This window comes from Streptomyces sp. NPDC093065 (genome assembly GCF_044754585.1).
Classification (GTDB): Bacteria; Actinomycetota; Actinomycetes; order Streptomycetales; family Streptomycetaceae; genus Streptomyces.
On sequence record NZ_JBIVPJ010000011.1, the window covers coordinates 144830 to 169093 of the forward strand.

At 74.0% G+C, this 24264-nt stretch carries 20 protein-coding genes; 18 read left to right on the forward strand and 2 right to left on the reverse strand.

Translation table 11 applies throughout. The features are described from left to right. The first annotated feature begins 20 nt into the window (after positions 1 to 20). The 6 genes from ACIQFU_RS20665 to ACIQFU_RS20690 all read left to right on the forward strand — a co-directional run bounded on the left by ACIQFU_RS20665 (position 21) and on the right by ACIQFU_RS20690 (position 6388). The gene (locus ACIQFU_RS20665; protein WP_003977346.1) at positions 21 to 344 is read left to right on the forward strand and encodes an integration host factor; all 324 of its coding nucleotides are present in this window, start codon (positions 21 to 23) and stop codon (positions 342 to 344) included. A 37-nt stretch (positions 345 to 381) separates the two neighbouring features. After that, positions 382 to 975: a guanylate kinase gene (gene gmk, locus ACIQFU_RS20670; protein ID WP_402553308.1), complete on the forward strand. Its 594-nt coding sequence runs from the start codon at positions 382 to 384 to the stop codon at positions 973 to 975. A gap of 62 nt (positions 976 to 1037) precedes the next feature. Beyond that, positions 1038 to 1310: a DNA-directed RNA polymerase subunit omega gene (rpoZ, locus tag ACIQFU_RS20675; protein WP_003977348.1), complete on the forward strand. Its 273-nt coding sequence runs from the start codon at positions 1038 to 1040 to the stop codon at positions 1308 to 1310. A gap of 136 nt (positions 1311 to 1446) precedes the next feature. Further along, the gene (gene coaBC / locus ACIQFU_RS20680; protein ID WP_402553310.1) at positions 1447 to 2649 is read left to right on the forward strand and encodes a bifunctional phosphopantothenoylcysteine decarboxylase/phosphopantothenate--cysteine ligase CoaBC; all 1203 of its coding nucleotides are present in this window, start codon (positions 1447 to 1449) and stop codon (positions 2647 to 2649) included. A gap of 239 nt (positions 2650 to 2888) precedes the next feature. Further along, positions 2889 to 4112 carry a methionine adenosyltransferase gene (gene metK, locus ACIQFU_RS20685; RefSeq protein ID WP_402553311.1) on the forward strand — a complete coding sequence of 408 codons (1224 nt, stop codon included), beginning with the start codon at positions 2889 to 2891 and terminating at the stop codon, positions 4110 to 4112. Positions 4113 to 4237: 125 nt separating this feature from the next. Then, the gene (locus ACIQFU_RS20690; protein WP_402553313.1) at positions 4238 to 6388 is read left to right on the forward strand and encodes a primosomal protein N'; all 2151 of its coding nucleotides are present in this window, start codon (positions 4238 to 4240) and stop codon (positions 6386 to 6388) included. A 132-nt stretch (positions 6389 to 6520) separates the two neighbouring features. Here the strand turns inward: ACIQFU_RS20690 and ACIQFU_RS20695 are convergent, their stop codons facing one another. Then, positions 6521 to 7078 (reverse strand): hypothetical protein, encoded by a 558-nt coding sequence (locus ACIQFU_RS20695; RefSeq protein WP_402553315.1) that lies wholly within the window; start codon positions 7076 to 7078, stop codon positions 6521 to 6523. A gap of 307 nt (positions 7079 to 7385) precedes the next feature. Here ACIQFU_RS20695 and fmt point away from each other — a divergent pair, with 307 nt between their 5' ends. After that, positions 7386 to 8318 (forward strand): methionyl-tRNA formyltransferase, encoded by a 933-nt coding sequence (fmt, locus tag ACIQFU_RS20700; protein ID WP_402553317.1) that lies wholly within the window; start codon positions 7386 to 7388, stop codon positions 8316 to 8318. An 87-nt stretch (positions 8319 to 8405) separates the two neighbouring features. Further along, complete coding sequence (locus tag ACIQFU_RS20705; RefSeq protein WP_402553318.1) at positions 8406 to 9833, forward strand: RsmB/NOP family class I SAM-dependent RNA methyltransferase; 1428 nt, start codon at positions 8406 to 8408, stop codon at positions 9831 to 9833. Positions 9834 to 9930: 97 nt separating this feature from the next. On the opposite strand, the gene ACIQFU_RS20710 is transcribed toward ACIQFU_RS20705, so the two are convergent. Beyond that, positions 9931 to 10227: a trypco2 family protein gene (locus tag ACIQFU_RS20710; RefSeq protein WP_328559405.1), complete on the reverse strand. Its 297-nt coding sequence runs from the start codon at positions 10225 to 10227 to the stop codon at positions 9931 to 9933. Between the two features lie 75 nt (positions 10228 to 10302). Here ACIQFU_RS20710 and ACIQFU_RS20715 point away from each other — a divergent pair, with 75 nt between their 5' ends. From ACIQFU_RS20715 to ACIQFU_RS20760, 10 genes are all read left to right on the forward strand, one after another. Then, positions 10303 to 12024, forward strand: coding sequence for a serine protease (locus ACIQFU_RS20715; protein ID WP_402553320.1), 1722 nt, complete (start codon positions 10303 to 10305; stop codon positions 12022 to 12024). 49 nt (positions 12025 to 12073) lie between these two features. Further along, positions 12074 to 14527 carry a tetratricopeptide repeat protein gene (locus tag ACIQFU_RS20720; protein ID WP_402553322.1) on the forward strand — a complete coding sequence of 818 codons (2454 nt, stop codon included), beginning with the start codon at positions 12074 to 12076 and terminating at the stop codon, positions 14525 to 14527. A 66-nt stretch (positions 14528 to 14593) separates the two neighbouring features. After that, on the forward strand, positions 14594 to 16057 hold the full coding sequence (locus ACIQFU_RS20725; protein ID WP_402553324.1) for a VWA domain-containing protein: 1464 nt from the start codon (positions 14594 to 14596) through the stop codon (positions 16055 to 16057). Beyond that, the gene (locus ACIQFU_RS20730) at positions 16054 to 16992 is read left to right on the forward strand and encodes a hypothetical protein (RefSeq protein ID WP_402553325.1); all 939 of its coding nucleotides are present in this window, start codon (positions 16054 to 16056) and stop codon (positions 16990 to 16992) included. Before ACIQFU_RS20725 ends, ACIQFU_RS20730 begins: the two co-directional genes overlap by 4 nt. Next, on the forward strand, positions 16989 to 18194 hold the full coding sequence (locus tag ACIQFU_RS20735) for an ABC transporter substrate-binding protein (RefSeq protein ID WP_402553327.1): 1206 nt from the start codon (positions 16989 to 16991) through the stop codon (positions 18192 to 18194). The genes ACIQFU_RS20730 and ACIQFU_RS20735 overlap by 4 nt, the downstream gene beginning before the upstream one ends. Positions 18195 to 18376: 182 nt before the next feature. Continuing rightward, positions 18377 to 19063, forward strand: a complete 687-nt coding sequence (rpe, locus tag ACIQFU_RS20740) for a ribulose-phosphate 3-epimerase (RefSeq protein WP_402553329.1) — start codon at positions 18377 to 18379, stop codon at positions 19061 to 19063. Between the two features lie 77 nt (positions 19064 to 19140). Then, entirely contained in the window at positions 19141 to 20184 is a 1044-nt protein-coding gene (locus ACIQFU_RS20745; protein ID WP_087810377.1) for a sugar-binding transcriptional regulator, read from the forward strand. A 52-nt stretch (positions 20185 to 20236) separates the two neighbouring features. Further along, complete coding sequence (locus tag ACIQFU_RS20750; RefSeq protein ID WP_402553331.1) at positions 20237 to 20590, forward strand: barstar family protein; 354 nt, start codon at positions 20237 to 20239, stop codon at positions 20588 to 20590. Between the two features lie 108 nt (positions 20591 to 20698). Continuing rightward, entirely contained in the window at positions 20699 to 22141 is a 1443-nt protein-coding gene (locus tag ACIQFU_RS20755; RefSeq protein ID WP_402553333.1) for a GuaB1 family IMP dehydrogenase-related protein, read from the forward strand. Positions 22142 to 22772: 631 nt separating this feature from the next. Further along, entirely contained in the window at positions 22773 to 24263 is a 1491-nt protein-coding gene (locus ACIQFU_RS20760; RefSeq protein ID WP_402553335.1) for an amino acid permease, read from the forward strand. Position 24264 lies beyond the last annotated feature (1 nt).

Here is a 24264-nt window from a genome sequence, read left to right on the forward strand (position 1 = left end):
ACATCCGAGGTGACGTAGGCGTGGCTCTTCCGCCCCTTACCCCTGAACAGCGCGCAGCCGCGCTCGAAAAGGCCGCCGCGGCTCGCCGGGAGCGGGCCGAGGTCAAGAATCGACTCAAGCACTCCGGCGCCTCCCTCCACGAGGTCATCAAGCAGGGTCAGGAGAACGACGTCATCGGCAAGATGAAGGTCTCCGCCCTCCTCGAGTCCCTGCCGGGCGTGGGTAAAGTCCGCGCCAAGCAGATCATGGAGCGACTGGGCATCTCCGAGAGCCGCCGCGTGCGCGGTCTCGGGTCCAACCAGATCGCGTCCCTGGAGCGCGAGTTCGGCAGCACCGGCAGCTGAGTCCGGACCACTCCGGGATTGCTGGAATAATCGCTGCATGGCTGCAACACCCCGGGGGACGTCCCCCGTACCCCCGGACGCACGTCCGCGGCTGACCGTGCTCTCCGGCCCCTCGGGGGTCGGCAAGAGCACGGTCGTCGCCCATATGCGCAAGGAACACCCCGAGGTATGGCTGTCGGTCTCGGCGACGACCCGCAGGCCCCGCCCCGGCGAGCAGCACGGCGTCCACTACTTCTTCGTCAGCGACGAGGAGATGGACAAGCTGATCGCCAACGGCGAGCTGCTGGAGTGGGCCGAGTTCGCCGGCAACCGCTACGGCACGCCGCGCACGGCCGTTCTGGAGCGCCTGGAGGCCGGTGAGCCCGTCCTCCTGGAGATCGACCTCCAGGGCGCGCGGCAGGTCCGCGAGTCCATGCCCGAGGCCCGGCTGGTGTTCCTGGCCCCGCCCTCCTGGGACGAGCTGGTGCGCAGGCTCACCGGCCGGGGCACCGAACCGCCGGAGGTGATCGAGCGCCGCCTCGACGCGGCCAGGGTCGAGCTGGCGGCCGAGCCGGAGTTCGACCAGACCCTGGTGAACACCTCCGTCGAGGACGTGGCGCGCGAGCTGCTAGCCTTGACGAACGTCGTGTGATCGTCACTGGTCGTCCTGTGATCGTCCCGACTGAATCTTTCCCATCCATCGGAAGGTAGAGCGTGTCCTCTTCCATCTCCGCGCCCGAGGGCATCATCAACCCGCCGATCGACGAGCTCCTCGAGGCCACGGACTCGAAGTACAGCCTCGTGATCTACGCGGCCAAGCGGGCCCGCCAGATCAACGCGTACTACTCGCAGCTCGGCGAGGGCCTCCTCGAGTACGTCGGTCCGCTCGTCGACACCCACGTCCACGAGAAGCCGCTCTCGATCGCCCTGCGCGAGATCAACGCGGGGCTGCTGACCTCCGAGGCCATCGAGGGCCCGGCGCAGTAGCACCAGCAGCATCGGCGGTAATATCTTCAGCCTCACGCTGACTTATCCACAGGCCCGGCAGCCCGACTGTCGGGCCTGTGGTGTGTGATGGGTCGTACGCGCCGTCCGAGCGCGCTATCCGAACCGGGGAGAGACGGTGGACAAGCCCAAGGTCGTTCTGGGGGTCAGCGGCGGCATCGCCGCGTACAAGGCGTGTGAGCTGCTGCGCAGACTCACCGAGTCCGGACACGAGGTCCGGGTCGTCCCCACCGCCTCCGCGCTGCACTTCGTGGGCGCCGCCACCTGGTCCGCCCTGTCCGGCAACCCCGTCTCCACCGAGGTGTGGGACGACGTCCACGAGGTCCCGCACGTGCGCATCGGCCAGCACGCCGACCTCGTCGTCGTCGCCCCGGCCACCGCCGACATGCTCGCCAAGGCCGCCCACGGCCTCGCCGACGACCTGCTCACCAACACCCTGCTCACGGCCCGCTGCCCGGTCGTCTTCGCTCCCGCCATGCACACCGAGATGTGGGAGCACCCGGCCACCCAGGAGAACGTGGCGACACTGCGCCGCCGCGGCGCCGTGGTGATCGAACCCGCCGTCGGCCGCCTCACCGGCGTCGACACCGGCAAGGGCCGGCTGCCCGACCCGGGCGAGATCTTCGAGGTCTGCCGCCGCGTCCTCGCCCGCGGGGTGCGCGAGCCCGACCTCGCCGGACGGCACGTGGTCGTCAGTGCCGGCGGCACCCGGGAGCCCCTCGACCCGGTCCGCTTCCTCGGCAACCGCTCCTCCGGCAAGCAGGGCTACGCGCTCGCCCGTACCGCCGCCGCCCGCGGCGCCCGCGTCACGCTGGTCGCGGCGAACGCCACGATGCCGGACCCGGCCGGAGTGGACGTGGTGCCCGTCGGCACGGCGGTGGAGCTGCGCGAGGCGATGCTGTGCGCCGCGGCGGACGCCGACGCCGTGGTCATGGCCGCGGCGGTGGCCGACTTCCGGCCCGCGACCTACGCCACCGGGAAGATCAAGAAGAAGGACGGCGAGGAGCCCGCGCCGATCGCCCTGGTGCGCAATCCGGACATCCTCGCGGAGATCTCCGCGCCCCGGGCCCGCGCCGGGCAGGTGGTCGTCGGCTTCGCCGCCGAGACCGACGACGTCCTGGCCAACGGCCGGGCCAAGCTGAAGCGCAAGGGCTGCGACCTCCTCGTGGTGAACGAGGTGGGAGAGCGCAAGACCTTCGGTTCCGAGGAGAACGAGGCGGTGGTCCTGGGCGCCGACGGCAGCGAGACGCCGGTCGCCCACGGGCCCAAGGAAGCCCTGGCCGACACGGTCTGGGACCTCGTCGCCCGGCGGCTGGAGTGAATGACCCATTTGCTCGAAGGAGCCGCGAAGACGGCGCATTCGAGCGTGGCGCCCCTGGCCAAGGGCGCTTTCTTCTGGGCAGAATGCCCGTGCCGCAGGTCACAGCCCTCCCGAGAGCTGAGACAGGTGGGCCCGCGGCAGAGTGCGACCGATAAACTGTTCTCGGACGTCGCCGGGTGCAGCTCCCCGTGCCGTCCACAAATGATCAGCCAGCAGCCGCTGCAACCCCAGGGAGCGTTGTGTCCCGTCGCCTGTTCACCTCGGAGTCCGTGACCGAAGGTCACCCCGACAAGATCGCTGACCAGATCAGCGACACGATTCTCGACGCGCTTCTGCGTGAGGACCCGACCTCCCGGGTCGCCGTCGAAACCCTGATCACCACCGGCCTGGTGCACGTGGCCGGCGAGGTCACCACCAAGGCCTACGCGGACATCGCCAACCTGGTCCGGGGCAAGATCCTCGAGATCGGCTACGACTCCTCCAAGAAGGGCTTCGACGGAGCCTCCTGCGGTGTCTCGGTCTCCATCGGGGCGCAGTCCCCGGACATCGCGCAGGGCGTCGACACGGCGTACGAGAGCCGGGTCGGGGGCACCGCCGCAGGCGACGACGCCGACGAGCTGGACCGCCAGGGCGCCGGCGACCAGGGCCTGATGTTCGGCTACGCCTCCGACGAGACGCCGACGCTGATGCCGCTGCCGGTCTTCCTGGCGCACCGCCTGTCCAAGCGCCTGTCCGAGGTCCGCAAGAACGGCACCATCCCCTACCTGCGCCCGGACGGCAAGACCCAGGTCACCATCGAGTACGACGGTGACAAGGCGGTCCGCCTGGACACGGTCGTCGTCTCCTCCCAGCACGCGAGCGACATCGACCTGGAGTCGCTGCTGGCCCCGGACATCAAGGAGTTCGTCGTCGAGCCGGAGCTGAAGGCGCTCCTCGACGACGGCATCAAGATCGACACGGAGAACTACCGTCTCCTGGTCAACCCGACCGGCCGATTCGAGATCGGCGGCCCGATGGGCGACGCCGGTCTGACCGGCCGCAAGATCATCATCGACACGTACGGCGGAATGGCCCGCCACGGCGGCGGTGCCTTCTCGGGCAAGGACCCGTCGAAGGTGGACCGCTCCGCGGCCTACGCGATGCGCTGGGTCGCCAAGAACGTCGTGGCCGCGGGCCTCGCCGCCCGCTGCGAGGTGCAGGTCGCCTACGCCATCGGCAAGGCCGAGCCGGTCGGCCTGTTCGTGGAGACCTTCGGCACCGCAAAGGTCGAGCCCGAGAAGATCGAGAAGGCCATCGACGAGGTCTTCGACCTGCGCCCGGCCGCCATCATCCGCGACCTCGACCTGCTCCGCCCGATCTACGCCCAGACCGCCGCCTACGGCCACTTCGGCCGTGAGCTGCCGGACTTCACCTGGGAGCGCACCGACCGCGTGGACGCGCTGCGCGAGGCCTCCGGCCTGTAAGGCCCGGTGCGCCGTCGCTCCCGTCGGCACGCGAGGAGGCCCGGTGTCCCCGATGGGGGCGCCGGGCCTCCTCACATGTGCCCGACCCCGGCCCCGTTGTCAGTGGCCTTTGCGAGAATGCAGGCGTGAGCAGCGAGAACGGACCGGAGCAGGGCGGCACGCAGGACGCGCCGCCCGAGCAGCTCGCGCTCATCCGGGAGACGGTGCGCAAGGCGAAGACACCCCGCGCCAAGCCGCGCACCTGGCGCGGGGCCGCGCTCGCCAAGGAGCTGCCGGTCGCCCGGGTCCTCGTCGACAAGGGCGTGCTCCACCTCGACCGGTACTTCGACTACGCCGTGCCCGAGGAACTGGACGCCGAGGCCCAGCCGGGTGTGCGGGTGCGGGTGCGCTTCGGGGCCGGACGGAACCGGGTGCGGGACGGGCGGCGCGAGGGCGGCGGGCTCATCGACGGCTTCCTCGTCGAGCGGCTCGCCGAGTCCGACTACGCGGGGCCCCTGGCCGCGCTGGCCCAGGTGGTCTCGCCCGAGCGGATCCTCGACGAGGAGCTGCTCGGACTCGTCCGGGCGGTCGCCGACCGGTACGCGGGCAGCGTCGCGGACGTCCTCCAGCTCGCCGTGCCCCCGCGCAACGCGCGCGCCGAGAAGCGCGCCTCGCCGCAGCCGCTGCCCGCACCGCCCGCGCCCGAGCCGGGGTCGTGGGCGCGGTACGAGCAGGGGGCCGCGTTCGTGACGGCCCTCGCGACCGGGGGTGCACCGCGCGCGGTGTGGAACGCGTTGCCCGGCCCGCAGTGGACCGAGGAACTCGCGCGGGCCGTCGCGGCCACGCTGGCCTCCGGCCGGGGCGCCCTCGTCGTCCTGCCGGACGGACGGGCGGTCGCCCGCGCCGACGTCGCGCTCACCGCACTCCTGGGCGAGGGACGGCACGCGGTGCTCACCGCCGACGCCGGGCCCGAGAAGCGGTACGCGCAGTGGCTCGCGGTGCGCCGGGGCGCCGTACGGGCCGTCATCGGGACCAGGGCCGCCATGTTCGCTCCGGTGCGCGACCTCGGTCTGGTCGCCCTGTGGGACGACGGCGACGACAGCCACAGCGAGCCGCACGCGCCGCAGCCGCACGCGCGCGAGGTACTGCTGCTGCGCGCCGCCCAGGACCGGTGCGCCTTCCTGCTGGGCGGCTGGAGCTGCACCGTGGAGGCCGCCCAGCTTGTGGAGACCGGCTGGGCCCGGCCCCTGGTCGCCGCCCGCGAGCAGGTGCGGGGCGCCGTCCCGCTGGTGCGGACCGTGGGGGACCAGGACCTGGCCCGGGACGAGGCCGCCCGCGCCGCGCGACTGCCCACCCTCGCCTGGCAGGCCGTCCGGGACGGACTGCGGCACGGGCCGGTGCTCGTGCAGGTGCCCCGGCGGGGTTACGTACCCCGAATGGCCTGCGCGGCGTGCCGGACGCCCGCGCGCTGCCGGCACTGCTCGGGTCCGCTGGAGGGGCAGGAGTCGGCCTCCGCCCTGCGGTGCGGCTGGTGCGGGCGCGAGGAGGGCGACTGGCACTGCCCGGAGTGCGGCGCCTTCCGGCTGCGCGCGCAGGTCGTGGGCGCCCGGCGTACCGCGGAGGAGCTGGGGCGGGCCTTTCCGGCCGTGCCCGTGCGCACCTCCGGGCGCGAGCATGTGCTGGACACCGTGTCCGAGGCCCCCGCGCTGATCGTGAGCACCCCGGGTGCCGAACCCGTCGCCGAGGGCGGCTACGCGGCGGCGCTGCTGCTCGACGGCTGGGCGATGCTCGGCCGGCCCGACCTGCGCGCCGGCGAGGACGCGCTGCGGCGCTGGCTGGCCGCCGCCGCCCTGGTACGTCCGCAGAGCGCCGGGGGCACCGTCGTCGCGGTCGCCGAGCCGACGCTGCGGCCGGTGCAGGCGCTGGTGCGCTGGGACCCGGTCGGACACGCGCTGCGCGAGCTGGCCGAGCGGGCCGAGCTGGGCTTCCCGCCGGTGTCGCGGATGGCGGCCGTGGCGGGACCCCCGGACGCGGTCACCGGCTTCCTCGGCGCGGTCGAACTGCCGCCGGAGGCGGAGGTACTGGGCCCCGTGCCCCTGCCGGTCACGGCGGCAGGGCGGCCGCGAAGGCTGGGCGCGCCGCCGCCCGGGGAGCACTGGGAGCGGGCACTGGTCCGGGTGCCGCCGGGACGCGGGGCCGCGCTGGCCGGCGCGCTGAAGGCCGCTCAGGCGGCGCGGACGGCACGGGGGAGCGACCCGGCGGTGTGGGTGCGGATCGACCCGCCCGACATCGGGTGAGGGGCGTACGTGCCGCGGCCCCGCCTTCCCGGTGGGGTGCCGGGGCGACGGGGCCGGGGTGACGTCCCGCTCCGGCCGGTGCGGGACGGCCGGGGCGGCGGATCGGCCCCTCTCCGGGCCGATCGCCCGGAGTCACCCGTTGCGCGGGCCGGGGAAGGCGGTGGTCGGGCGGACTTCGTCGCGCAGGGACGGGCTGCCCGACGTGGGCTGGGTCGGCATCGAGCGAGCCGCCGGAACCGTCGGCACCGGGGGGATCCCCGAGCCCACGTCGACCGGACGCGTGCCCGACGCCTCCGGCGTGTGCTCGCCGGTCTCGGAGGCGGTCGCCGCCGCCTGGGCCGCGGCGCGGCGGGAGCCGTAGCGCCGGTGCACCGCCTGCTTGGTCACGCCCAGCGCGGAGCCCACCGCGTCCCACGAGAAGCCGAGCGAACGGTCGAAGTCCACGGCGGCCGTGACCAGGGTCTCGACGCTGTCCCGCAGCTCCTGGGCGAGACGGACGGTCGGGGCGGGGGCGCGTCCGTAGACGACGAAGCCCGTGGAGGGGCCGGAGCGGCGCGGGCGGTAGACGTTGCCCAGCTGGGCGGTGAGGGTGCGCAGTGCGTCCACCTGCCGGCGGACCCGCTCGATGTCCCGCACCAGCAAGTGCAGGCTGGCCCGAGCCTGGGCGTCGTGGGTTGCGTGGTCGGCCATGAACAAGCCTCTCGAACCGGCGTTGAAAGGATTCGGGCCGCGCGGGCGGCCCGGTGTGTCAACTCTTCCTTGACCAACGTGCGGGTGCGGAGTTGGTCACGGGGCGGGGGCGTGGGGGTTTGGTCGTGCGCCCCCTCGGCCTTCGGCCTCGGGGGTCTCCCACCCGCGCACCACTCGTTTCCAGTCGGTCGAGAGGCGGGGCTCTCCCGTGGGGGTGCCGCGCCGTCGGCGGCTTCCCCTGGTTTGACGGCTCGTAGACTGGGGCGTCGCCCGCACACATCCCCGCCCCGAGAGGCCCGTCCCACCCATGAAGCTCGTCTTCGCCGGTACCCCCGAGGTCGCCGTTCCCGCCCTGGACGCCCTGATCGCCTCCGGGCATCACGAGGTGGCCGCCGTCGTCACGCGGCCCGACGCTCCGGCCGGGCGCGGGCGCCGGCTGGTCGCCTCGCCCGTGGCCGAACGGGCCGAGGAGGCGGGCATCGAGGTGCTCAAGCCGGCGAAGCCGCGCGACCCCGGGTTCCTGGAGCGGCTGCGCGAGATCGCGCCGGACTGCTGCCCAGTGGTCGCCTACGGTGCCCTGCTGCCCCGCGTCGCCCTGGACGTGCCCGCCCGCGGCTGGGTCAACCTGCACTTCTCGCTGCTGCCCGCCTGGCGCGGCGCGGCCCCCGTGCAGCACGCGCTGATGGCGGGCGACGAGATCACCGGTGCGTCCACCTTCCTGATCGAGGAGGGCCTGGACTCGGGACCCGTGTACGGGACGGTCACCGAGACCATCCGCCCCACCGACACCAGCGGAGACCTGCTGACCCGGCTGGCCTTCGCCGGCGCCGGCCTGCTCGCGGCCACCATGGACGGCATCGAGGACGGCAGCCTGAAGGCCGTACCGCAGCCGGCCGAGGGCGTCACCCTCGCACCGAAGATCACCGTCGAGGACGCCCGCGTCGACTGGACCGCCCCCGCGCTGCGCGTGGACCGGGTGGTGCGCGGCTGCACCCCGGCCCCCGGCGCCTGGACCACCTTCCGGGGCGAGCGGCTCAAGCTCGTGCAGGCCGTACCGCTGCCCGACCGCACGGACCTCGCCCCGGGCCGGCTCGCCGCCGGGAAGAACAACATCTACGTCGGCACCGGCTCGCACGCCGTCGAGCTGCTGTGGGTGCAGGCCCAGGGCAAGAAGCCGATGCGGGCCGCGGACTGGGCGCGCGGGGCGCGGATCACCGAGGGCGAGGCACTCGGCGGCTGACCCCCGCCCGAGTACCCCGCTTCACCGTTCACCGGCCCGGCGTACGCTGGTGAGCGCACTTCACCCCACACCCGGAGCACCTTTTTCGTGAGCGAACAGCCCCGCCGTCCCCGCAAGCCCGGCAAGCCGTACCGCAGGCCCCAGAAGGACCCCGTCCGCATCCTCGCCTTCGAGGCGCTCCGGGCCGTGGACGAGCGGGACGCGTACGCCAACCTCGTCCTGCCGCCGTTGCTGCGCAAGGCGCGGGAGAAGGAGGGCCCCGAGAAGTTCGACGCCCGGGACGCGGCGCTGGCGACCGAGCTGGTCTACGGGACGCTGCGCCGGCAGGGGACGTACGACGCGATCATCGCGGACTGCGTGGACCGGCCGCTGCGCGAGGTCGATCCGCCGGTGCTCGACGTGCTCAGCCTGGGCGTGCACCAGCTGCTCGGGACGCGCATCCCGAGTCACGCCGCCGTCTCCGCCTCCGTGGAGCTGGCACGGGTCGTACTCGGCGACGGGCGGGCCAAGTTCGTCAACGCCGTGCTGCGCAAGGTCGCGCGGGACGACCTCGACGGTTGGCTGGAGCGGGTCGCCCCGCCCTACGACAAGGACCCCGAGGACCACCTGGCCGTCGTGCACTCGCATCCGCGCTGGGTCGTCTCCGCGCTGTGGGACTCGCTGGGCGGCGGCCGCAGCGGCATCGAGGACCTGCTCGACGCCGACAACGAACGCCCCGAGGTCACCCTCGTCGCGCGGCCGGGCCGGGCCACCCCCGAGGAACTGCTCGGCGAGGAGGCCGCCGTACCGGGGCGCTGGTCGCCCTACGCCGTTCGCCTGAGCGAGGGCGGCGAACCCGGGGCCGTCGAGGCCGTGCGGGAGGGCCGCGCCGGCGTGCAGGACGAGGGCAGCCAGCTGGTCGCGCTCGCTCTCGCCAACGCGCCGCTCGACGGGCCGGACCGGCGCTGGCTGGACGGCTGCGCGGGCCCCGGCGGCAAGGCCGCGCTCCTCGGCGCACTCGCCGCCGAACGCGGCGCCTTCCTGCTCGCCTCCGAGAAGCAGCCGCACCGCGCCGGGCTCGTCGCCAGGGCGCTGGACGGCAACCCGGGGCCGTACCAGGTGATCGCCGCCGACGGGACCCGTCCGGCGTGGCGGCCGGGGAGCTTCGACCGGGTCCTGGTCGACGTGCCGTGCACGGGGCTCGGTGCCCTGCGCCGCCGGCCCGAGGCGCGCTGGCGGCGCCGTCCCGAGGACCTGGAGGGTTTCGCCCCGCTCCAGCGCGGGCTGCTGCGCAGTGCCCTGGAGGCGGTACGGGTCGGGGGCGTCGTCGCCTACGCGACCTGCTCGCCGCACCTCGCCGAGACCCGCGCCGTCGTCTCGGACGTCCTCAAGCAGCACCCCGGCACCGAGCTGCTCGACGCCCGGCCGCTGCTGCCCGGCGTCCCCGACCTGGGCGAGGGCCCCGACGTCCAGCTCTGGCCGCACCTGCACGGCACGGACGCCATGTACCTGGCGCTGGTGCGCCGTACCTCGTGACCGGCTCCGCTCCCGTGACCGGCGTCGCCCCCGGAACAGGGTTCGCCCCCCGGGGACGGGCTCCGCTCTCCGGGACCGGCTTCGGTCTTCGGGGCGGCTAACGCCGGTTCACCTTCACCCGTTCCCCGCCTGCCAGCTCCGGTTTGAGGTCCACCTGGACCTGGTGGGTGGTCTGGTGGTCGACGGAGCCGCCCAGTTCGGCCGTCACCACACCGATCCGGACGCCGCCCCGGCCGCTGCCGGCGCGGTGGACCTGCACGGTGAAGGTCAGGCTCACGTTCTCCACCGCGAAACCGAGGTCCCGGCCCTCCGCCTCGGCGCGGGCCTCCTCCAGTTCGCCCCGGATCCGGCCGATCACCTCGGCCAGACCCACGAATCCCGGTTCGTTCGTCAACTCGCCTCCGTACAAAGCTCGTTCACTCTTGTCGCAGCAGTATGCGGCAGGAGCAGACGCCCGTATAGTTCGCATATGGCTGCTGGCGGGGGAGATCCGGCCGCCTCGCCCATGAAGACACCGAGCTGGGCGGTGCGGATCAGGGGAGCGGACGGGGAGATCGCGGGAGCCGGCATTCTGCTGACCCCGGACCGGGTACTGACCTGCGCGCATGTCGTGGACCGCGCGGCGGACCGGCTCACGGCGGAGTTCGTCGGCGCCGCCGACCACAGCGTGCCCGCGGTTCCCGCCCGGGTGGACGGCACCGCCTACGTGCCCGAGACGCGGGACGCCGACGGCGACCCCAGCGGGGACGTGGCGCTGCTGCGGCTGGAGCGGCCCCGGCCGACGGAGGAGACGGTCCGGCTCCACCGGCTGTCCGCACCCGGCCGCGAAGTGCGCATGTACGGCTTCCCCTACGCCCACAACGGCGGCATCTGGTTCCGCTCCACCGTCGTCGGCGGCTGCGGGCGCGACGGACAGGTCCAGCTGAGCCCGGTCAGCCCCGGTGAACTGGCCAGCCCGGGATGCAGCGGCGCGGGCGTCGCCGACAGCCGGACCGGCGAGGTCATCGGTATGGTGCTCAGCGGTCAGCTGGACCAGCACGGCAACCGCTTCTCCTTCATGAGCCCCGCCGAGACCATCGCCCGTCACCTGCCCCGGCTCAAGCCGCACATCGTCGGGCCCACGGCCGTCGACGAGCGGCTGCTCCCCACCGACGACGGCGCCTCGCAGGACCTGCTCGACGAGCCGTTCGCCCAGCGCCTCGCCGCCTGGCTGCGCGACGACGGCAGCCAGGTGAAGATCAGCGTCGTCGGGCCCGGCGACGCCGCGCGCGCCGCCACGCTGCGCCGCGCCATCACCCTCGCCGACCGGGAACTGCGCACCGCGGTCTCGGTCGACCGCGCGTCCCTCGACCCGCCCGGCACCGTGCCGTCGGCCGGCGGCCACGACCTCGCGGTGGACGCGAGCGGGGTGAGCGCCGCCGAGATCGCCGAGCGGATCGCCGAGCGCATGGGCCTGTGGCAGCATCCGGAGGACCCCCCGCTCGACCGCGTCCGCGCCTCGAAAGCCACCCTCAACCTGGTCGTCGTCGGCGTCGACGAGGCGGCCGACCCGCCGGCCCTGCTGGACCTCCTGGAGGTGCTGCGCGCCGGCGGCAGCCGTCTGCTGCTGGTGTTCAGCACGGCCGGCGACTGCCACCGCCAAGCCCGTGACCGTCTGCTCGCCCGGCCCGCGCGGGACCGTCGCGCCCGGCTCGTCGAGCGGCTGCGGGACATCACCGGGCCGCTCGCCCAGGACCTGCACGAACGTCTCGCGGTCGTGCTCCCGCACGGGATGCGCCCCCTCGACTCGGACCTGGTGGCCGCCCACGCCGCCCTGGCCGGCCTGCTGCGCGCCGACGAGGAGGACCGGGAGGGTGACGACGGCCGGGACCCGGGTCCCTCCCCCGGACACACCTCCGACCTCGGCCGGTACGAGCGGCTGGCCGACCGGGCGGCCGCCCGGCTGGCGGCGGCCGTCGCGGAACTCGACCGGCTTCGCGACCGGCGTGACGAACTCGCCGGACGCCTGCGCGGCTATCACGTCCTGCACCAGCACTCCCTGCAGGGCGAGGAGGACCCGGCGGTGGACGAGCTCTACCTGCGGGCCCACGCGCTGCTGCGGGCACGACCCTGCGACGTACGGGCGGCGGAGGCGGCGGTGGACGCCTACACCCGGCGCGTCGACGACCACGGCGCAGGGGGCGCGGGATGACGGCGAAGGCACCCCGGTCCACCCCACGGCCGCACGAGGAGCTCCGGGCATGAGCGACACGGCCTGCGTCAGAGCCGACTGCCGAGGCGGCCACATCATGGCCACCGGGTTCTGCGACACCTGCTTCCGCCGCGCCCTCGCCCCCGAACCCCCCTCGACCCCGACGGACCCCGACACGGACGGCCCCGGCGACGCACCGCAGGAGCCCGAACGGACCCCTGTCGCCCCCGCCACCGGCGAACTGGACCGCGACGGTCTGCTCGTCCTGCCGCACCTGCCCTCCCCGGCCGCCTCCGAGGCCGCCGACACCGTCGCCCGGCCCCCGACCGGCGGCCGGCGCTGCGGCGTCGACAACTGCGCCGGCACCATCGGGGTCTCCTACGACGGCGGCCCCGCACCCGACCACGGGTTCTGCCCGGAGTGCGGTACGGAGTACTCGTTCCGGCCGAAGCTGCGCCCCGGCGACCGGGTCGGCGGTCACTACCAGGTGCTCGGCTACCTCGCGGTCGGCGGCCACGGCTGGGTCTACCTGGCCGAGGACACCCGCGTGCCCGGCCTGCACGTCGTCCTCAAGGGGCTGATCAACACCGGCGACGCCGTGGCCCGCCGGGCGGCGGTCGAGGAACGCCGCTCGCTCACCACCCTCCACCACCGCGACATCGTCCGCATCGTCACCCACGTCCAGCACCGGGCGCCCGGCGACGCCGAACCGACCGGCTACATCGTGATGGAGTACGTCGGCGGCCGGTCCCTGGCCTGGATCCGGTTCGCCCCCGAGGAGGACCTGACCCGGCTGTTCGGCGCCGGCGGCCTCGAGTTCGGGCACGTCATCACCTACGGCTGCAAGATCCTCGGAGCCCTGGAGTACCTGCACGACCGGGGCCTGCTCTACTGCGACATGAAGCCCGAGAACGTCATCCACTACGGCCGCGAGATCAAGGTCATAGACCTGGGCGCCATCCGCCGGACCGACGACCGCTCCTCCGCGCTCGTCCACACCCACGGCTACTCCCCGCCCAAGCGCGAACGCGACCGGCGCGGGCTCGGCGTCGACAGCGACCTGTACACCGTCGGCCGGACCCTGAAAGTGCTCGCGGAGCGGGCCACCCGGCCCGCCGGACTGGCCGCCCGCTCCTTCGAGGCGCTGATCCGCCGGGCCACCCATCCCGAGCCCGCCGCCCGGTTCCGGTCCGCGGCCGAGATGTCCCGTCAGCTGTGGGAGGTGCTGCGCGAGGACCAGGCGCTCGGCGGGCGGGAGCCGTATCCCGAGCGTTCCACCCGGTTCGAGCCGACCGCGGCGCTCTTCGGCGCCGGGCTCGGCACCGTCCCGGCGCTGTGCCGGTGGACGCGGCGCCCCGGCACCGGGACGCCGGAGCTGCCGGCCCGCGCACCCGGGCCCCGGGCGGCGGCCCGCGCGCTGCCGGTGCCCCTGCCCGACCCCTCGGACCCGGCCGCCGTACTGCTCGGCGGGCTCGCCGCGGACACCCCCGACCGCATCGCCGAACGGGCCCGGGAAGACCCGGCGCTCTCCACCGTGGAGACGGCGCTCTGGTTGTGCCGCGCCTACCTGGACGCCGGGAACACCGCGCGGGCCGAGGAGTGGGTGACCCGGGCCAAGGCCTGGAGCGGCGACCACGACTGGCGGATCTTCTGGCACCGGGGCCTGGTCCATCTCACGTGCGGCGCGGTGGACAAGGCGGAGGACGAGTTCGCCGCCACCTACGCCTCGCTGCCCGGCGAGGCGGCGCCCAAGCTGGCCCTCGGATACTGCGCCGAGTACCTGGCCGAGCGGTTGCGGGAGCCCGGGGTACCGGAGCCGGACCCGCCGGAGCCGGACGTACGGGGACCGAGCGGGCAGGGGGCCGGCACACGGGGGCCGGAGGCGGGGGAGTACGCCCCGCGGGCGGCCCGCCCGGCGGACGCGCAGGTGGCGCGGGCCCGTGAGGCGCAGGCCGAGGAGTTCTACGAGGCCGTCCTGCGGCGCGACCCCACCCAGGGCAGCGCCGCCTTCGGACTGGCCCGCGTCCGGCTGCGCCGCGACGGACGCCGCCGGGCCGTCGAGGTACTGGACGCAGTGCCGACCACCTCCCGGCACTACGACGCCGCACGCGTCGCCGCGGTGCGCGTCCTGGCCGGCCGGCTGCCCGGCGGGTCCGGGCCGCTCGCCGCCGAACTGCGCGAGGCCGGCGAACGGCTGGCGGGGCTGCACCTGGACGGCGGCGGGTCCCGGGACCGGCTGGAGACCGAAGTGCGCGAGCACGCGCTCGCCTGCCGCCCGCCCGGTGGCTGGGGGAGCGGCTTCCCCGCCGGTGAGCTGTTCGGCCCCGAGGACACCGAGGACGCGCTGCGCAGGCTGCTGTCCGGGTCGCTCAGGCGCCTGGCCGGCCAGGCGGGCAGCGCCGACGAGCGCGGCGACCTGCTGGACGCCGCCTACGCGGTGCTCCCGGCACCCGCCGGGCTGCGGGAGCTGGTGCGAGGGCGGGGGTGGCGGCGTACGGCGTGAGCGCGTGACGGCGCGCACGGCAGCGACGTGGGCGGGACGACGACGTGGCGAGGGGGCACGGACACCGTGGAGACGGGAGCGCCCGGGACGGGCGGGGCGGCCGGGCAGGCGATCGCCGGACTGGAGATCAGTCAGTGGAAGTACCTGGCCGGCGAGGCGGGCGACCCGCAGATGCACGCGATCCTCAGCGTGCGCGTGGACGGCACCGGGGGCGGCGGCGGTCCGGACGGCCCGGTGCTGGCGCAGGTACTGGCCGTGGACTGCTCCAGTTCGATGACATGGCCGGTGGAGAAGCTTCACGCGGCCCAGCAGGCGGCGGTCGCGGCGATCCGCAAGCTGCCCGACGGCACCCCGTTCGCGGTGGTCCGGGGCAACGAGCAGGCGACCGTGGTGTACCCGGACACCCCGCGGATGGCCCGCGCCTCCGCCGGCACCCGGGCGCGGGCGGCGCGGGCCGTGCGCGAGATGGTCGCGGGCGGCGGCACCTGCATCGGCGCCTGGCTGGACCTGAGCCGCCGGCTGCTGGCGGAGCAGGACGCGCCCATCGGTCACGTCCTGCTCCTCACCGACGGCAAGAACCAGCACGACGAACAGATGCCGCTCGCCCGGGTGCTGGAGCAGTGCGCGGGCCGTTTCGTCTGCGACGTCTGGGGCATCGGCGACGGCTGGGACGGCCGGGAACTGCTGCGGATCACCCGCCGGCTGCACGGCAGCGCCTCCTCGGTGCGCGAGGAGGAGGCCCTGCCCGGGGAGTACGAGCAGCTGATGAGCCGACTGCTCACCAAGACCGTCCCCGAGCTGGGGATCTCCGTGACCCCGATGCCCGGGTGCACCGTGCGCTACCTCAAACAGGTCTTCCCCACCGAGGCGGAACTGACCGCCGAGGACGGCACCGGCCGGTTCGTCACCCGCGCCTGGGGCGACGAGACACGCCGCTACCAGCTGTGCCTGGCCGCCGACCCGACCGGCAGACCCCGCCACGAGGACCTCCAGCTCGCCGTGGTCGCCGTCGACGTACCCGGTGGCGACGAGGTCCGGCTGCCGCCCCCGCAGCCCTGCCTGGTGCACTGGACCGACGATCCCGCCCTGTCCCGGCACACCGACGCCCAGGTCGAGCACTTCGAGCAGCACCAGCGGCTCGGCGAGGCAGTCGCCGCCGCCACCGACGCCCACCGCCGCGGCCAGCGCGACCTGGCCGAGCACCAGCTGGGCCGGGCCGTGCAGCTCGCCCACGCCATGGGCGCCGACGAGCAGCTCGGCCGGCTGGCCCGGCTCGTGCGGATCGAGGACGCGCGGGAGGGCAGGGTCGCGCTGCGCCCCGACGTGACGGCCGTCGACTTCCAGCACCTGATCACCGCGAGCAGCCACAGCACCTACGGCCCCGCCTCCGGAACCGGCCCCGGTTCCGGCGCGGCCGGCACCACGCCGGGCGGCGGAGCCACCGTGAGCTGCCCCGCCTGCTCGCACAGGGCTCCGGCGGCCGCCCGGTTCTGCCCGTCCTGCGGCCACCGCTTCGAGGCCCGGCCGTGAGCACCACCGGCCGGGACCTGGTCCGCAGACTCAGGGTGCTGCTCGTCCTGTCGACCGCGACCACCCTCGCGCTCTTCCTCGCCTACCGGGGCGTGCACGACGACACCGTCCCCCTGTCCACCGCGAGCACACCCGGCATCCGCGCCGTCGACACCGCGCGGAGCGCGCTGCGCCAGGCGAACGCCGTGGTCCGCGAGACCGGCGCCGAGGGCGACACCAGCGGCGAGTTCCTCACCCAGATCTCGGTCGCCCAGCAGAGCCTCGCCCTGGCCGCCTCGGAGAACGTCACCGGCCTGGCGGGCCGCCACGACGTCCAGACCGTCACCGGGCTGATCGCCGTCTACTCGGGCTGGGTCGAGCGCCGGGGCCGAGAGCCGGAGGGATCGCCGCTGCGCGCGGCCTTCCTCCACTACGCCGAGAAGGTCCTCGGTCTGGAGGCCGAGGCCGGAACCGAGGGCGACATCATGAGCCGCCTCGACGCCCTGCGCGGCGAACAACTGGCCGAGGCCCGGCGGCAGGCCGCCTTCCCCTGGCAGCTGTGGCTCGGCTGGTGCACGGTCGCCGTGCTGTACGCGGCCCTGTGCGGGGCGCTGCTGGAGACCCAGCGGTTCCTGCGGCGCCGCTTCCGGCGGCCACTGCGGCTGCGGCTGCTGGCCGCCACCGCGGTGTGCGCCGTCGGCGTGCCGGTGCTGGCCTGGCAGACCTTCACGGCACACCGCGCGATGGCCGACTCCGTCGCCGGGGTACGGGTGCCGCCGGCCGCCCCGGACGCCGTCCCCGAGGTGGCCGACGGGGTGCAGGGCGCGCTCGCGGACGCCGGGTTCTGGGCCTCGCTGTCGGACTGGATACCGCTGGGAGGGGCCGTGGTGGCGGCGCTGACGCTGTGGGGACTGTGGCCGCGGATCGCCGAGTACCGGTTCCGGGGGCAGCGATGAGCCGCCCTGGCACCCGCACCCTCGGCATCCTCTGCCTCTGCCTGGTCCTGCTCGGCGCCGGTGTGTACGCCGGGGTGCGCTGGGCGCGCGACTGGGAGGGCTCGGTGACCCTGCTCGCCAACTGGAGCGGCACGGAGCGCGAACAGTTCGAGGAGCGCGTCGTCGAGCCGTTCGAGGAGAAGTACCGGATCGACGTCGTCTACCAGGGCAGCTCCGCGCTCAGCCAGGTGCTGGCCGCCGACATGGCGGCCGGCAACCCGCCCGACGTGGCGGTGCTGCCCGGCCCCGGCGAACTGCTCGCCTACGCCGTCGACGGCCGGCTCCACCCCCTGGACGGCCTCTTCGACGCCGGGGACTACGACCGCTTCTGGGCTCCCGAGGTCACCGTGCCCGGGCAGGGCGCCCACACGTACTGGCTGCCCGTGAAGACCGGCCTGAAGAGCATGGTGTGGTACGCCGGACCCGCGCCGACGACCAGGACGGTGGGCCCTCCCGCACGGTGGTGCGCCGGCCTGGAGTCCGGCGCGACCTCGGGCTGGCCCGGCACCGACTGGGTGGAGGACATCCTGCTCCAGCAGGCCGGCCCGCGGGTGTACGAGGAGTGGGCCAACGGCAGACTGCCCTGGACCGACGACGCCGTGCGCAAGGCCTGGACGACCTGGGCGGGCCTGGTGGGCGCGGGCGACGCCGACCGTGTCGAGCAGGTGCTGACCACCGCGTTCGACGCCGACTGCGCGGCGGGCCGCCTGGAGCACCAGGGTTCCTTCCGCGCCGGGCACTGGCGGCAGGAGGGCGGCGACTACGTCCACTTCTCCGAGGTCGTGCCCGGGGCCGGGGCGAACGCCGGCGCCTGGGAGGTCTCCGGCGACCTCGCGGCCGTACTGAACCCGACGGACGAGGCCGAGCAGCTGATCCGCTACCTCGCCGACCCCGACACCGCGCTGCCGGAGTACACGGCGAACAGGGCCGCCGCGGCGGACACCGAGCAGGACGCCACGGAGCGGCAGATCGGAACCATCCTGCGCGAACCCGGCCGCACCCGCTGCTGGGACGCCTCCGACGCCATGCCCCGCACCACCCGCGACGCCTTCCACCAGGCGGTCCTGCGTCACTTCGCCGACCCGACCCACCTGGACACCCGCCTGAGAGAACTGGACCGCCTCCGCAAATACCAGAACCTCCCGGTCTGCGGCGCCGCCTGAACCCGGGGGCCCCTGCGCCCCACATCCAGGGGACGCGCCCCGAAGGGGCGCGAGGCTGCGACACCGTGCGGCTCCGCCGCGCGGGCGCGAGCAACCCACCACCGGGCCCGCGGTCGGCGAACAGTCCCGCCCACCCGGACCCGTCCCCGCCCACCCCCACGGGGCATGGCAGGCTTGGGGACATGGCCGCGCAGATCAACCCCAGCATCCTGTCCGCCGACTTCGCCCGCCTCGCGGACGAGGCCAAGGCGGTCGAGGGAGCCGACTGGCTCCACGTCGACGTCATGGACAACCACTTCGTCCCGAACCTCACGCTCGGCGTTCCGGTGGTCGAGTCCCTGGCCCGCGCGACCGACACCCCGCTGGACTGCCACCTGATGATCGACGCCCCCGACCGCTGGGCGCCGCAGTACGTGGAGGCGGGCGCCGGTTCCGTCACCTTCCACGCCGAGGCGGCCGCCGCGCCGGTGCGGCTGGCCCGGGAGATCCGGGCCAAGGGCGCCCGCGCGTCCATGGCGCTCAAGCCCGCGACGCCGATCGAGCCGTACGAGGACCTGCTCCCCGAACTCGACATGCTGCTGATCATGACGGTTGAACCCGGATTCGGTGGGCAGGCGTTCCTCGACATCATGCTTCCGAAGATCCGCCGTACCCGTGAGCTGATCAAGAAGCACGGTCTGGAGCTGTGGCTCCAGGTCGACGGCGGTGTCTCGGCGGCCACGATCGAGCGGTGCGCCGACGCCGGCGCCGACGTCTTCGTCGCGGGGTCCGCCGTGTACGGGGCGTCAGACCCGGCCGAGGCGGTACGTGCACTGCGCACACAGGCCGATGCGGCGACCGCCAAGGCATCCTGGTCCTGCGACCACTGAGGAACAGAAAGTGAACGGCTCCCACCAGGGCTGATCAAGTGCGCCGAATCTGCAAGGATGAACGGCGTATCCAGAGTGTGAACAGCAGTGAGGAGATCGCCGTGTCGGGTATGTCGGCGGGCCGTTCAGCCATGCGGATGGGACCCGCTGAGCTGGTCCAGGCGGCGGCCATGGCCCGCCGCTTCTACCTCGAGGGCAAGTCCAAGATCCAGATCGCGGAGGAGTTCGGCGTCAGCCGCTTCAAGGTGGCCAGGGTTCTCGAGACCGCCCTCGAGCGGGACCTTGTACGCATCGAGATCCGGGTGCCGGCCGAGCTGGACGCCGAGCGCTCGGACGCCCTGCGGGCCCGCTACGGGCTCCGGCACGCCGTCGTGGTGGAGTCCCCGGCCGACGCCGAGGAGACACCCGACCCGGAGAACCTGGGCGAGGTGGCCGCCGACCTGCTCGGTGAGCTGGTCAACGAGGGCGACGTGCTGGGCCTGGCCTGGGGCCGGTCCACCATCCACATGGCGGCGGCCCTGGACCGGCTGCCGCCGTGCACCGTGGTGCAGCTGACGGGCGTGTACGACGCCGGGACCGCCGAGCGCGGTTCGGTGGAGGCCGTCCGCCGCGCCGCCCAGGTGTCGGGCGGCGACGCCCACCCCATCTACGCGCCGATGCTGCTGCCCGACGCGGCCACCGCGCAGGCGCTGCGCCACCAGACCGGGATCGCCCGCGCCTTCGAGTACTTCGACAAGGTCACGGTCGCCTGCGTCTCCATCGGCTCCTGGGAGCCGGGCATCTCGACGGTGCACGACATGCTCAGCGACGAGGAGCGCGCGCACTACGCCTCGCTCGGCGTCGCCGCCGAGATGTCCGCGCACCTCTTCGACGCCGAGGGCCGCCGGGTCGGACGGGACCTGGGGGAGCGGTGCATCACCGTCAAGGCCGACCAGCTCCGCCGTATCCCCGAGGTCGTCGCGATCGCGGGCGGACAGCGCAAGGCTGCGGCCATCGACGCGGTGCTGCGCTCCGGTCTGGTCACCAGCCTGGTGACGGACACGTCGGCCGCGGACTACCTGATGACGGCGGGCTCGGCACCGAAGTCGACGCTCAACAGGACGGATCCGGACGGGATCTGACGGCACGGCACCAGGCACGGCACCACACGCGAGGGCGACGGAAGGGCGCGGGATGACCGAGGACTCCGCGGGGCGGCTCGTGGTCACGCTGGACCTCGGCGGGGTCACGGACAAGGCGGGCCTGATGGACCGCTGCGTCCGTGACCTGGCGCTGCCCGACTGGTTCGGCCGCAACTGGGACGCGCTCGCCGACTCCCTCGCCGACCCCTCCGTCTGGCCCGAGAGCGCGGCCGACCGGGGTCTGGTGCTCGTCGTGGAGGGCTGGCGGGCATACGCGGAGGCGCGGCCCGAGGAGTGGGCCGTCGCCGAGGAGGTCTTCGCCGAGGCCACCGACCGCGGTCCGGGTCTCTTCGTCACCCTCGGCCCTGGAGGTTCCTCCAAGGAGGCCGCTGACCAGCCTGGATGATCCGCCCGGGGATTATCGGCCACCCGGCATGGGAGAATGAAGTACGTGCTCTTTCCCCCTGGCTGACCTGTCCGGGGGCCACCTCTGATCGACTGGGATGTGCAGCACGTGCGTTTCCTGAATGACATCCAGCCCTCGTACGACCTGACGTACGACGACGTGTTCATGGTGCCGAGCCGCTCCGCCGTGGGCTCCCGGCAGGGCGTGGACCTCGGCTCCCCGGACGGCACGGGCACCACGATCCCGCTGGTCGTCGCCAACATGACCGCCATCGCGGGCCGCCGGATGGCCGAGACAGTGGCCCGGCGCGGCGGCCTCGTCGTCATCCCGCAGGACATCCCCATCGAGGTCGTCGCCGACGTCGTCTCCTGGGTGAAGAGCCGCCACCACGTCCTGGACACCCCGATCGTGCTGGCCCCGCACCAGACCGTCGCCGACGCGATGGCCCTGCTGCCCAAGCGCGCGCACAACGCGGGCGTCGTCGTGGACGAGGACCACAGGCCGGTCGGCGTGGTCACCGACGCCGACCTGTCCGGCGTGGACCGCTTCACCCAGCTCGAGGAGGTCATGTCCAAGGACCTGATCCTCGTCGACGCCGACCTGGACCCCCGCGAGGCCTTCAACACCCTCGACGCCGCCAACCGGCGCTACGCGCCCGCCGTGGACAAGGACGGCCGCCTCGCCGGCATCCTCACCCGCAAGGGCGCCCTGCGCGCCACGCTGTACACCCCGGCCGTCGACGCCGACGGCAAGCTCCGTGTCGCCGCCGCCGTCGGCATCAACGGCGACGTGGCCGGCAAGGCCGAGCAGCTGCTGGACGCGGGCGTGGACACCCTCGTCATCGACACCGCGCACGGCCACCAGGAGTCGATGATCAGCGCCGTCAAGGTCGTGCGCGAGCTCGACCCGCGGGTCCCGATCGTCGCGGGCAACATCGTCTCCGCCGAGGGCGTGCGCGATCTGATCGAGGCGGGCGCCGACATCGTCAAGGTCGGCGTCGGCCCCGGCGCCATGTGTACCACCCGCATGATGACCGGCGTGGGCCGGCCGCAGTTCTCCGCAGTCCTGGAGTGCGCCGCCGAGGCCAGGAAGTACGGCAAGCACGTGTGGGCCGACGGCGGTGTCCGCCACCCGCGCGACGTGGCCATGGCCCTCGCGGCCGGCGCGTCCAACGTGATGGTCGGCTCCTGGTTCGCCGGTACCTACGAGTCCCCGGGCGACCTCCAGCACGACGCCGGCGGCCGTGCCTACAAGGAGTCCTTCGGGATGGCCTCCGCCCGCGCGGTGCGCAACCGCACCTCCGAGGAGTCCGCGTACGACCGGGCCCGCAAGGCGCTGTTCGAGGAGGGCATCTCCACCTCCCGGATGTTCCTCGACCCGGTCCGTCCCGGCGTCGAGGACCTGATCGACTCGATCATCGCGGGCGTCCGCTCGTCCTGCACCTACGCCGGCGCCGGCTCCCTCGAGGAGTTCGCCGAGAAGGCCGTCGTCGGCATCCAGAGCGCCGCCGGCTACGCCGAGGGCAAGCCGCTGCACGCCAGCTGGAGCTGACCGGCGCCGCATCCCGGCAGGTCCCGTCAGGCGGGCTTGACGTCAGGCAGGCCTGACGCGACCTGTCGGGCCGCCTAGGGCGTCAGCCGACCGTCCGCCCCCTCCCGCGAGGCGCACACGCTGGATCGACGCCCGGAAGGCCGCCCACCGCTGCCGCGGCCGGCCCGGCGAACTCGGCTTCGACGCGGCGGACGCGGCCGACGCGCGTCCCGCCGCGGGCCGACCCTACGACCACCGACCGGACCACCCACCGGACCACCGACCGGACCACCCACCGGCACCCGGCGACCGGCCGTGCCAGGCGCCGGAGCCGTGGCGGCGGTACGGCCGCTGACCAGGTCCGATCCGTCGCGGCCGGTCCCGGACGCAACGCGCCGCACGCCTCGCGCAACGAACCCCCGCCCCGCCCCGCCGAACGCAACGATCGTGCTCGAACGCGCAAGGTTGCTGCATTACCGGAGCACCGCCCCCCTCGTAGTGTTCTGCGCTGTACGTGGCGTGGCGGGGACCCCGCTCGGTGGGTTCCCGCTCTTCAGCGGCGTGCCCGCCGGCCCCCGCCGCTCCAGACGCCCGCCGGGAGCCCGTCCGCTCACCCCGGCGGCGCGACCGGCAGCGAAAGAGGAGTCACCGCGTGATCGACCACGGCGCACCCCCGCACCACGACGCATCGGCCGGCCCACCGTCCCCGGGCCTCGCCGCGCGCCTCATGCGCCGCAAGCCCGTGGAACGCCTGGTCGCCGAGGGCGGCCAGGGCGAGGGCGGCAGCCTCCGCCGCTCCCTCGGCCTCTGGCAGCTCACGATGATCAGCATCGGCGCCACCCTCGGCACCGGCATCTTCGTCGTCCTCGGCGAGGCCGTCCCCAAGGCCGGCCCGGCCGTCACGCTCTCCTTCGTCATCGCCGGGCTCACCGCGCTCTTCTCGGCCCTGTCCTACGCCGAACTGGCCGGCACCATCCCGGTCGCCGGATCCTCGTACTCGTACGCCTACGCCACCATGGGCGAGCTGATCGCCTGGGTCTGCGGCTGGTGTCTGGTCCTGGAGTACGGCGTGTCGGTGGCCGCCGTCGCCGTCGGCTGGGGCGAGTACCTGAACGAGCTGCTCGACGGCACCATCGGCGTCACCCTCCCCGCGGTCCTGTCGGCACCGCCCGGCGACGGCGGCATCTTCAACCTGCCCGCGCTGACCGTCGTCCTGCTCGCCATGACCTTCCTGCTCGGCGGTGCCCGCGAGTCCGCCCGCGCCAACACGATCATGGTCGTCGTCAAGATCGCGGCGCTGGTGCTGTTCTGCGCGATCGGCGTACAGGGCTTCCGCTCCGGCAACTACGAGCACTTCATGCCGCTCGGCATGGCCGGGGTCAGCGCGGCCGGGGCGACGCTCTTCTTCTCCTACATCGGCTTCGACGCCGCCTCCACCGCGGGGGAGGAGGCCAAGAACGCCCAGCGCGACCTGCCTCGCGCGATCATGCTGTCCCTGATCATCGTCACGGTGCTCTACGTCCTGGTCGCCGCCGTCGCCGTCGGCGCCAAGCCCTGGCGGACCTTCACGGACTCCGAGGCATCCCTCGCCCAGATCATGACCGACGTGACCGGGCAGAGCTTCTGGGGCACCCTGCTGGCCTTCTGCGCCGTCGTCGCCATCGCCAGCGTCGTCCTGACCGTCCTCTACGGCCAGACCCGCGTCCTGTTCGCCATGTCCCGCGACGGACTGGTGCCCAAGGTGTTCTCCAAGGTCCACCCGAAGACCGGCGCGCCCCGCGCCAACACGCTGATCGTCTCCCTGTTCTGCGGCGTCCTGGCCGCCGCCATTCCGCTCGGACAGCTCGCCGACGCCACCAGCATCGGCACGCTCTTCGCCTTCGCGCTCGTCAACGTCGCCGTCGTGATGCTGCGCCGGACCCGTCCCGACATGCGCCGCACCTTCCGGGTCCCGCTGTCGCCGGTCCTGCCCGCCCTCGGCTTCGGCCTCTGCGTCTGGATGATGGGCAGCCTGTCCACCGTCACCTGGGTGGTCTTCGGTGTCTGGATGGCGGTCGGGCTCGTGTTCTACTTCGTGTACGGCCACCGCCGCTCCCGACTCGCCACAGCGGACCCCTCCGAGGTCCGGACGCACCAGAAGTGAA

What these genes read in the sequence shown, in the direction of transcription:
- gmk (WP_402553308.1), top strand. Translation starts at nt 382, where the DNA reads ATGGCTGCAACACCCCGGGGGACGTCCCCCGTACCCCCGGACGCACGT.
- ACIQFU_RS20695 (WP_402553315.1), bottom strand. Translation starts at nt 7,078, where the DNA reads ATGGCCGACCACGCAACCCACGACGCCCAGGCTCGGGCCAGCCTGCAC.
- fmt (WP_402553317.1), top strand. Translation starts at nt 7,386, where the DNA reads ATGAAGCTCGTCTTCGCCGGTACCCCCGAGGTCGCCGTTCCCGCCCTG.
- ACIQFU_RS20715 (WP_402553320.1), top strand. Translation starts at nt 10,303, where the DNA reads ATGGCTGCTGGCGGGGGAGATCCGGCCGCCTCGCCCATGAAGACACCG.
- ACIQFU_RS20720 (WP_402553322.1), top strand. Translation starts at nt 12,074, where the DNA reads ATGAGCGACACGGCCTGCGTCAGAGCCGACTGCCGAGGCGGCCACATC.
- ACIQFU_RS20735 (WP_402553327.1), top strand. Translation starts at nt 16,989, where the DNA reads ATGAGCCGCCCTGGCACCCGCACCCTCGGCATCCTCTGCCTCTGCCTG.
- rpe (WP_402553329.1), top strand. Translation starts at nt 18,377, where the DNA reads ATGGCCGCGCAGATCAACCCCAGCATCCTGTCCGCCGACTTCGCCCGC.
- ACIQFU_RS20750 (WP_402553331.1), top strand. Translation starts at nt 20,237, where the DNA reads ATGACCGAGGACTCCGCGGGGCGGCTCGTGGTCACGCTGGACCTCGGC.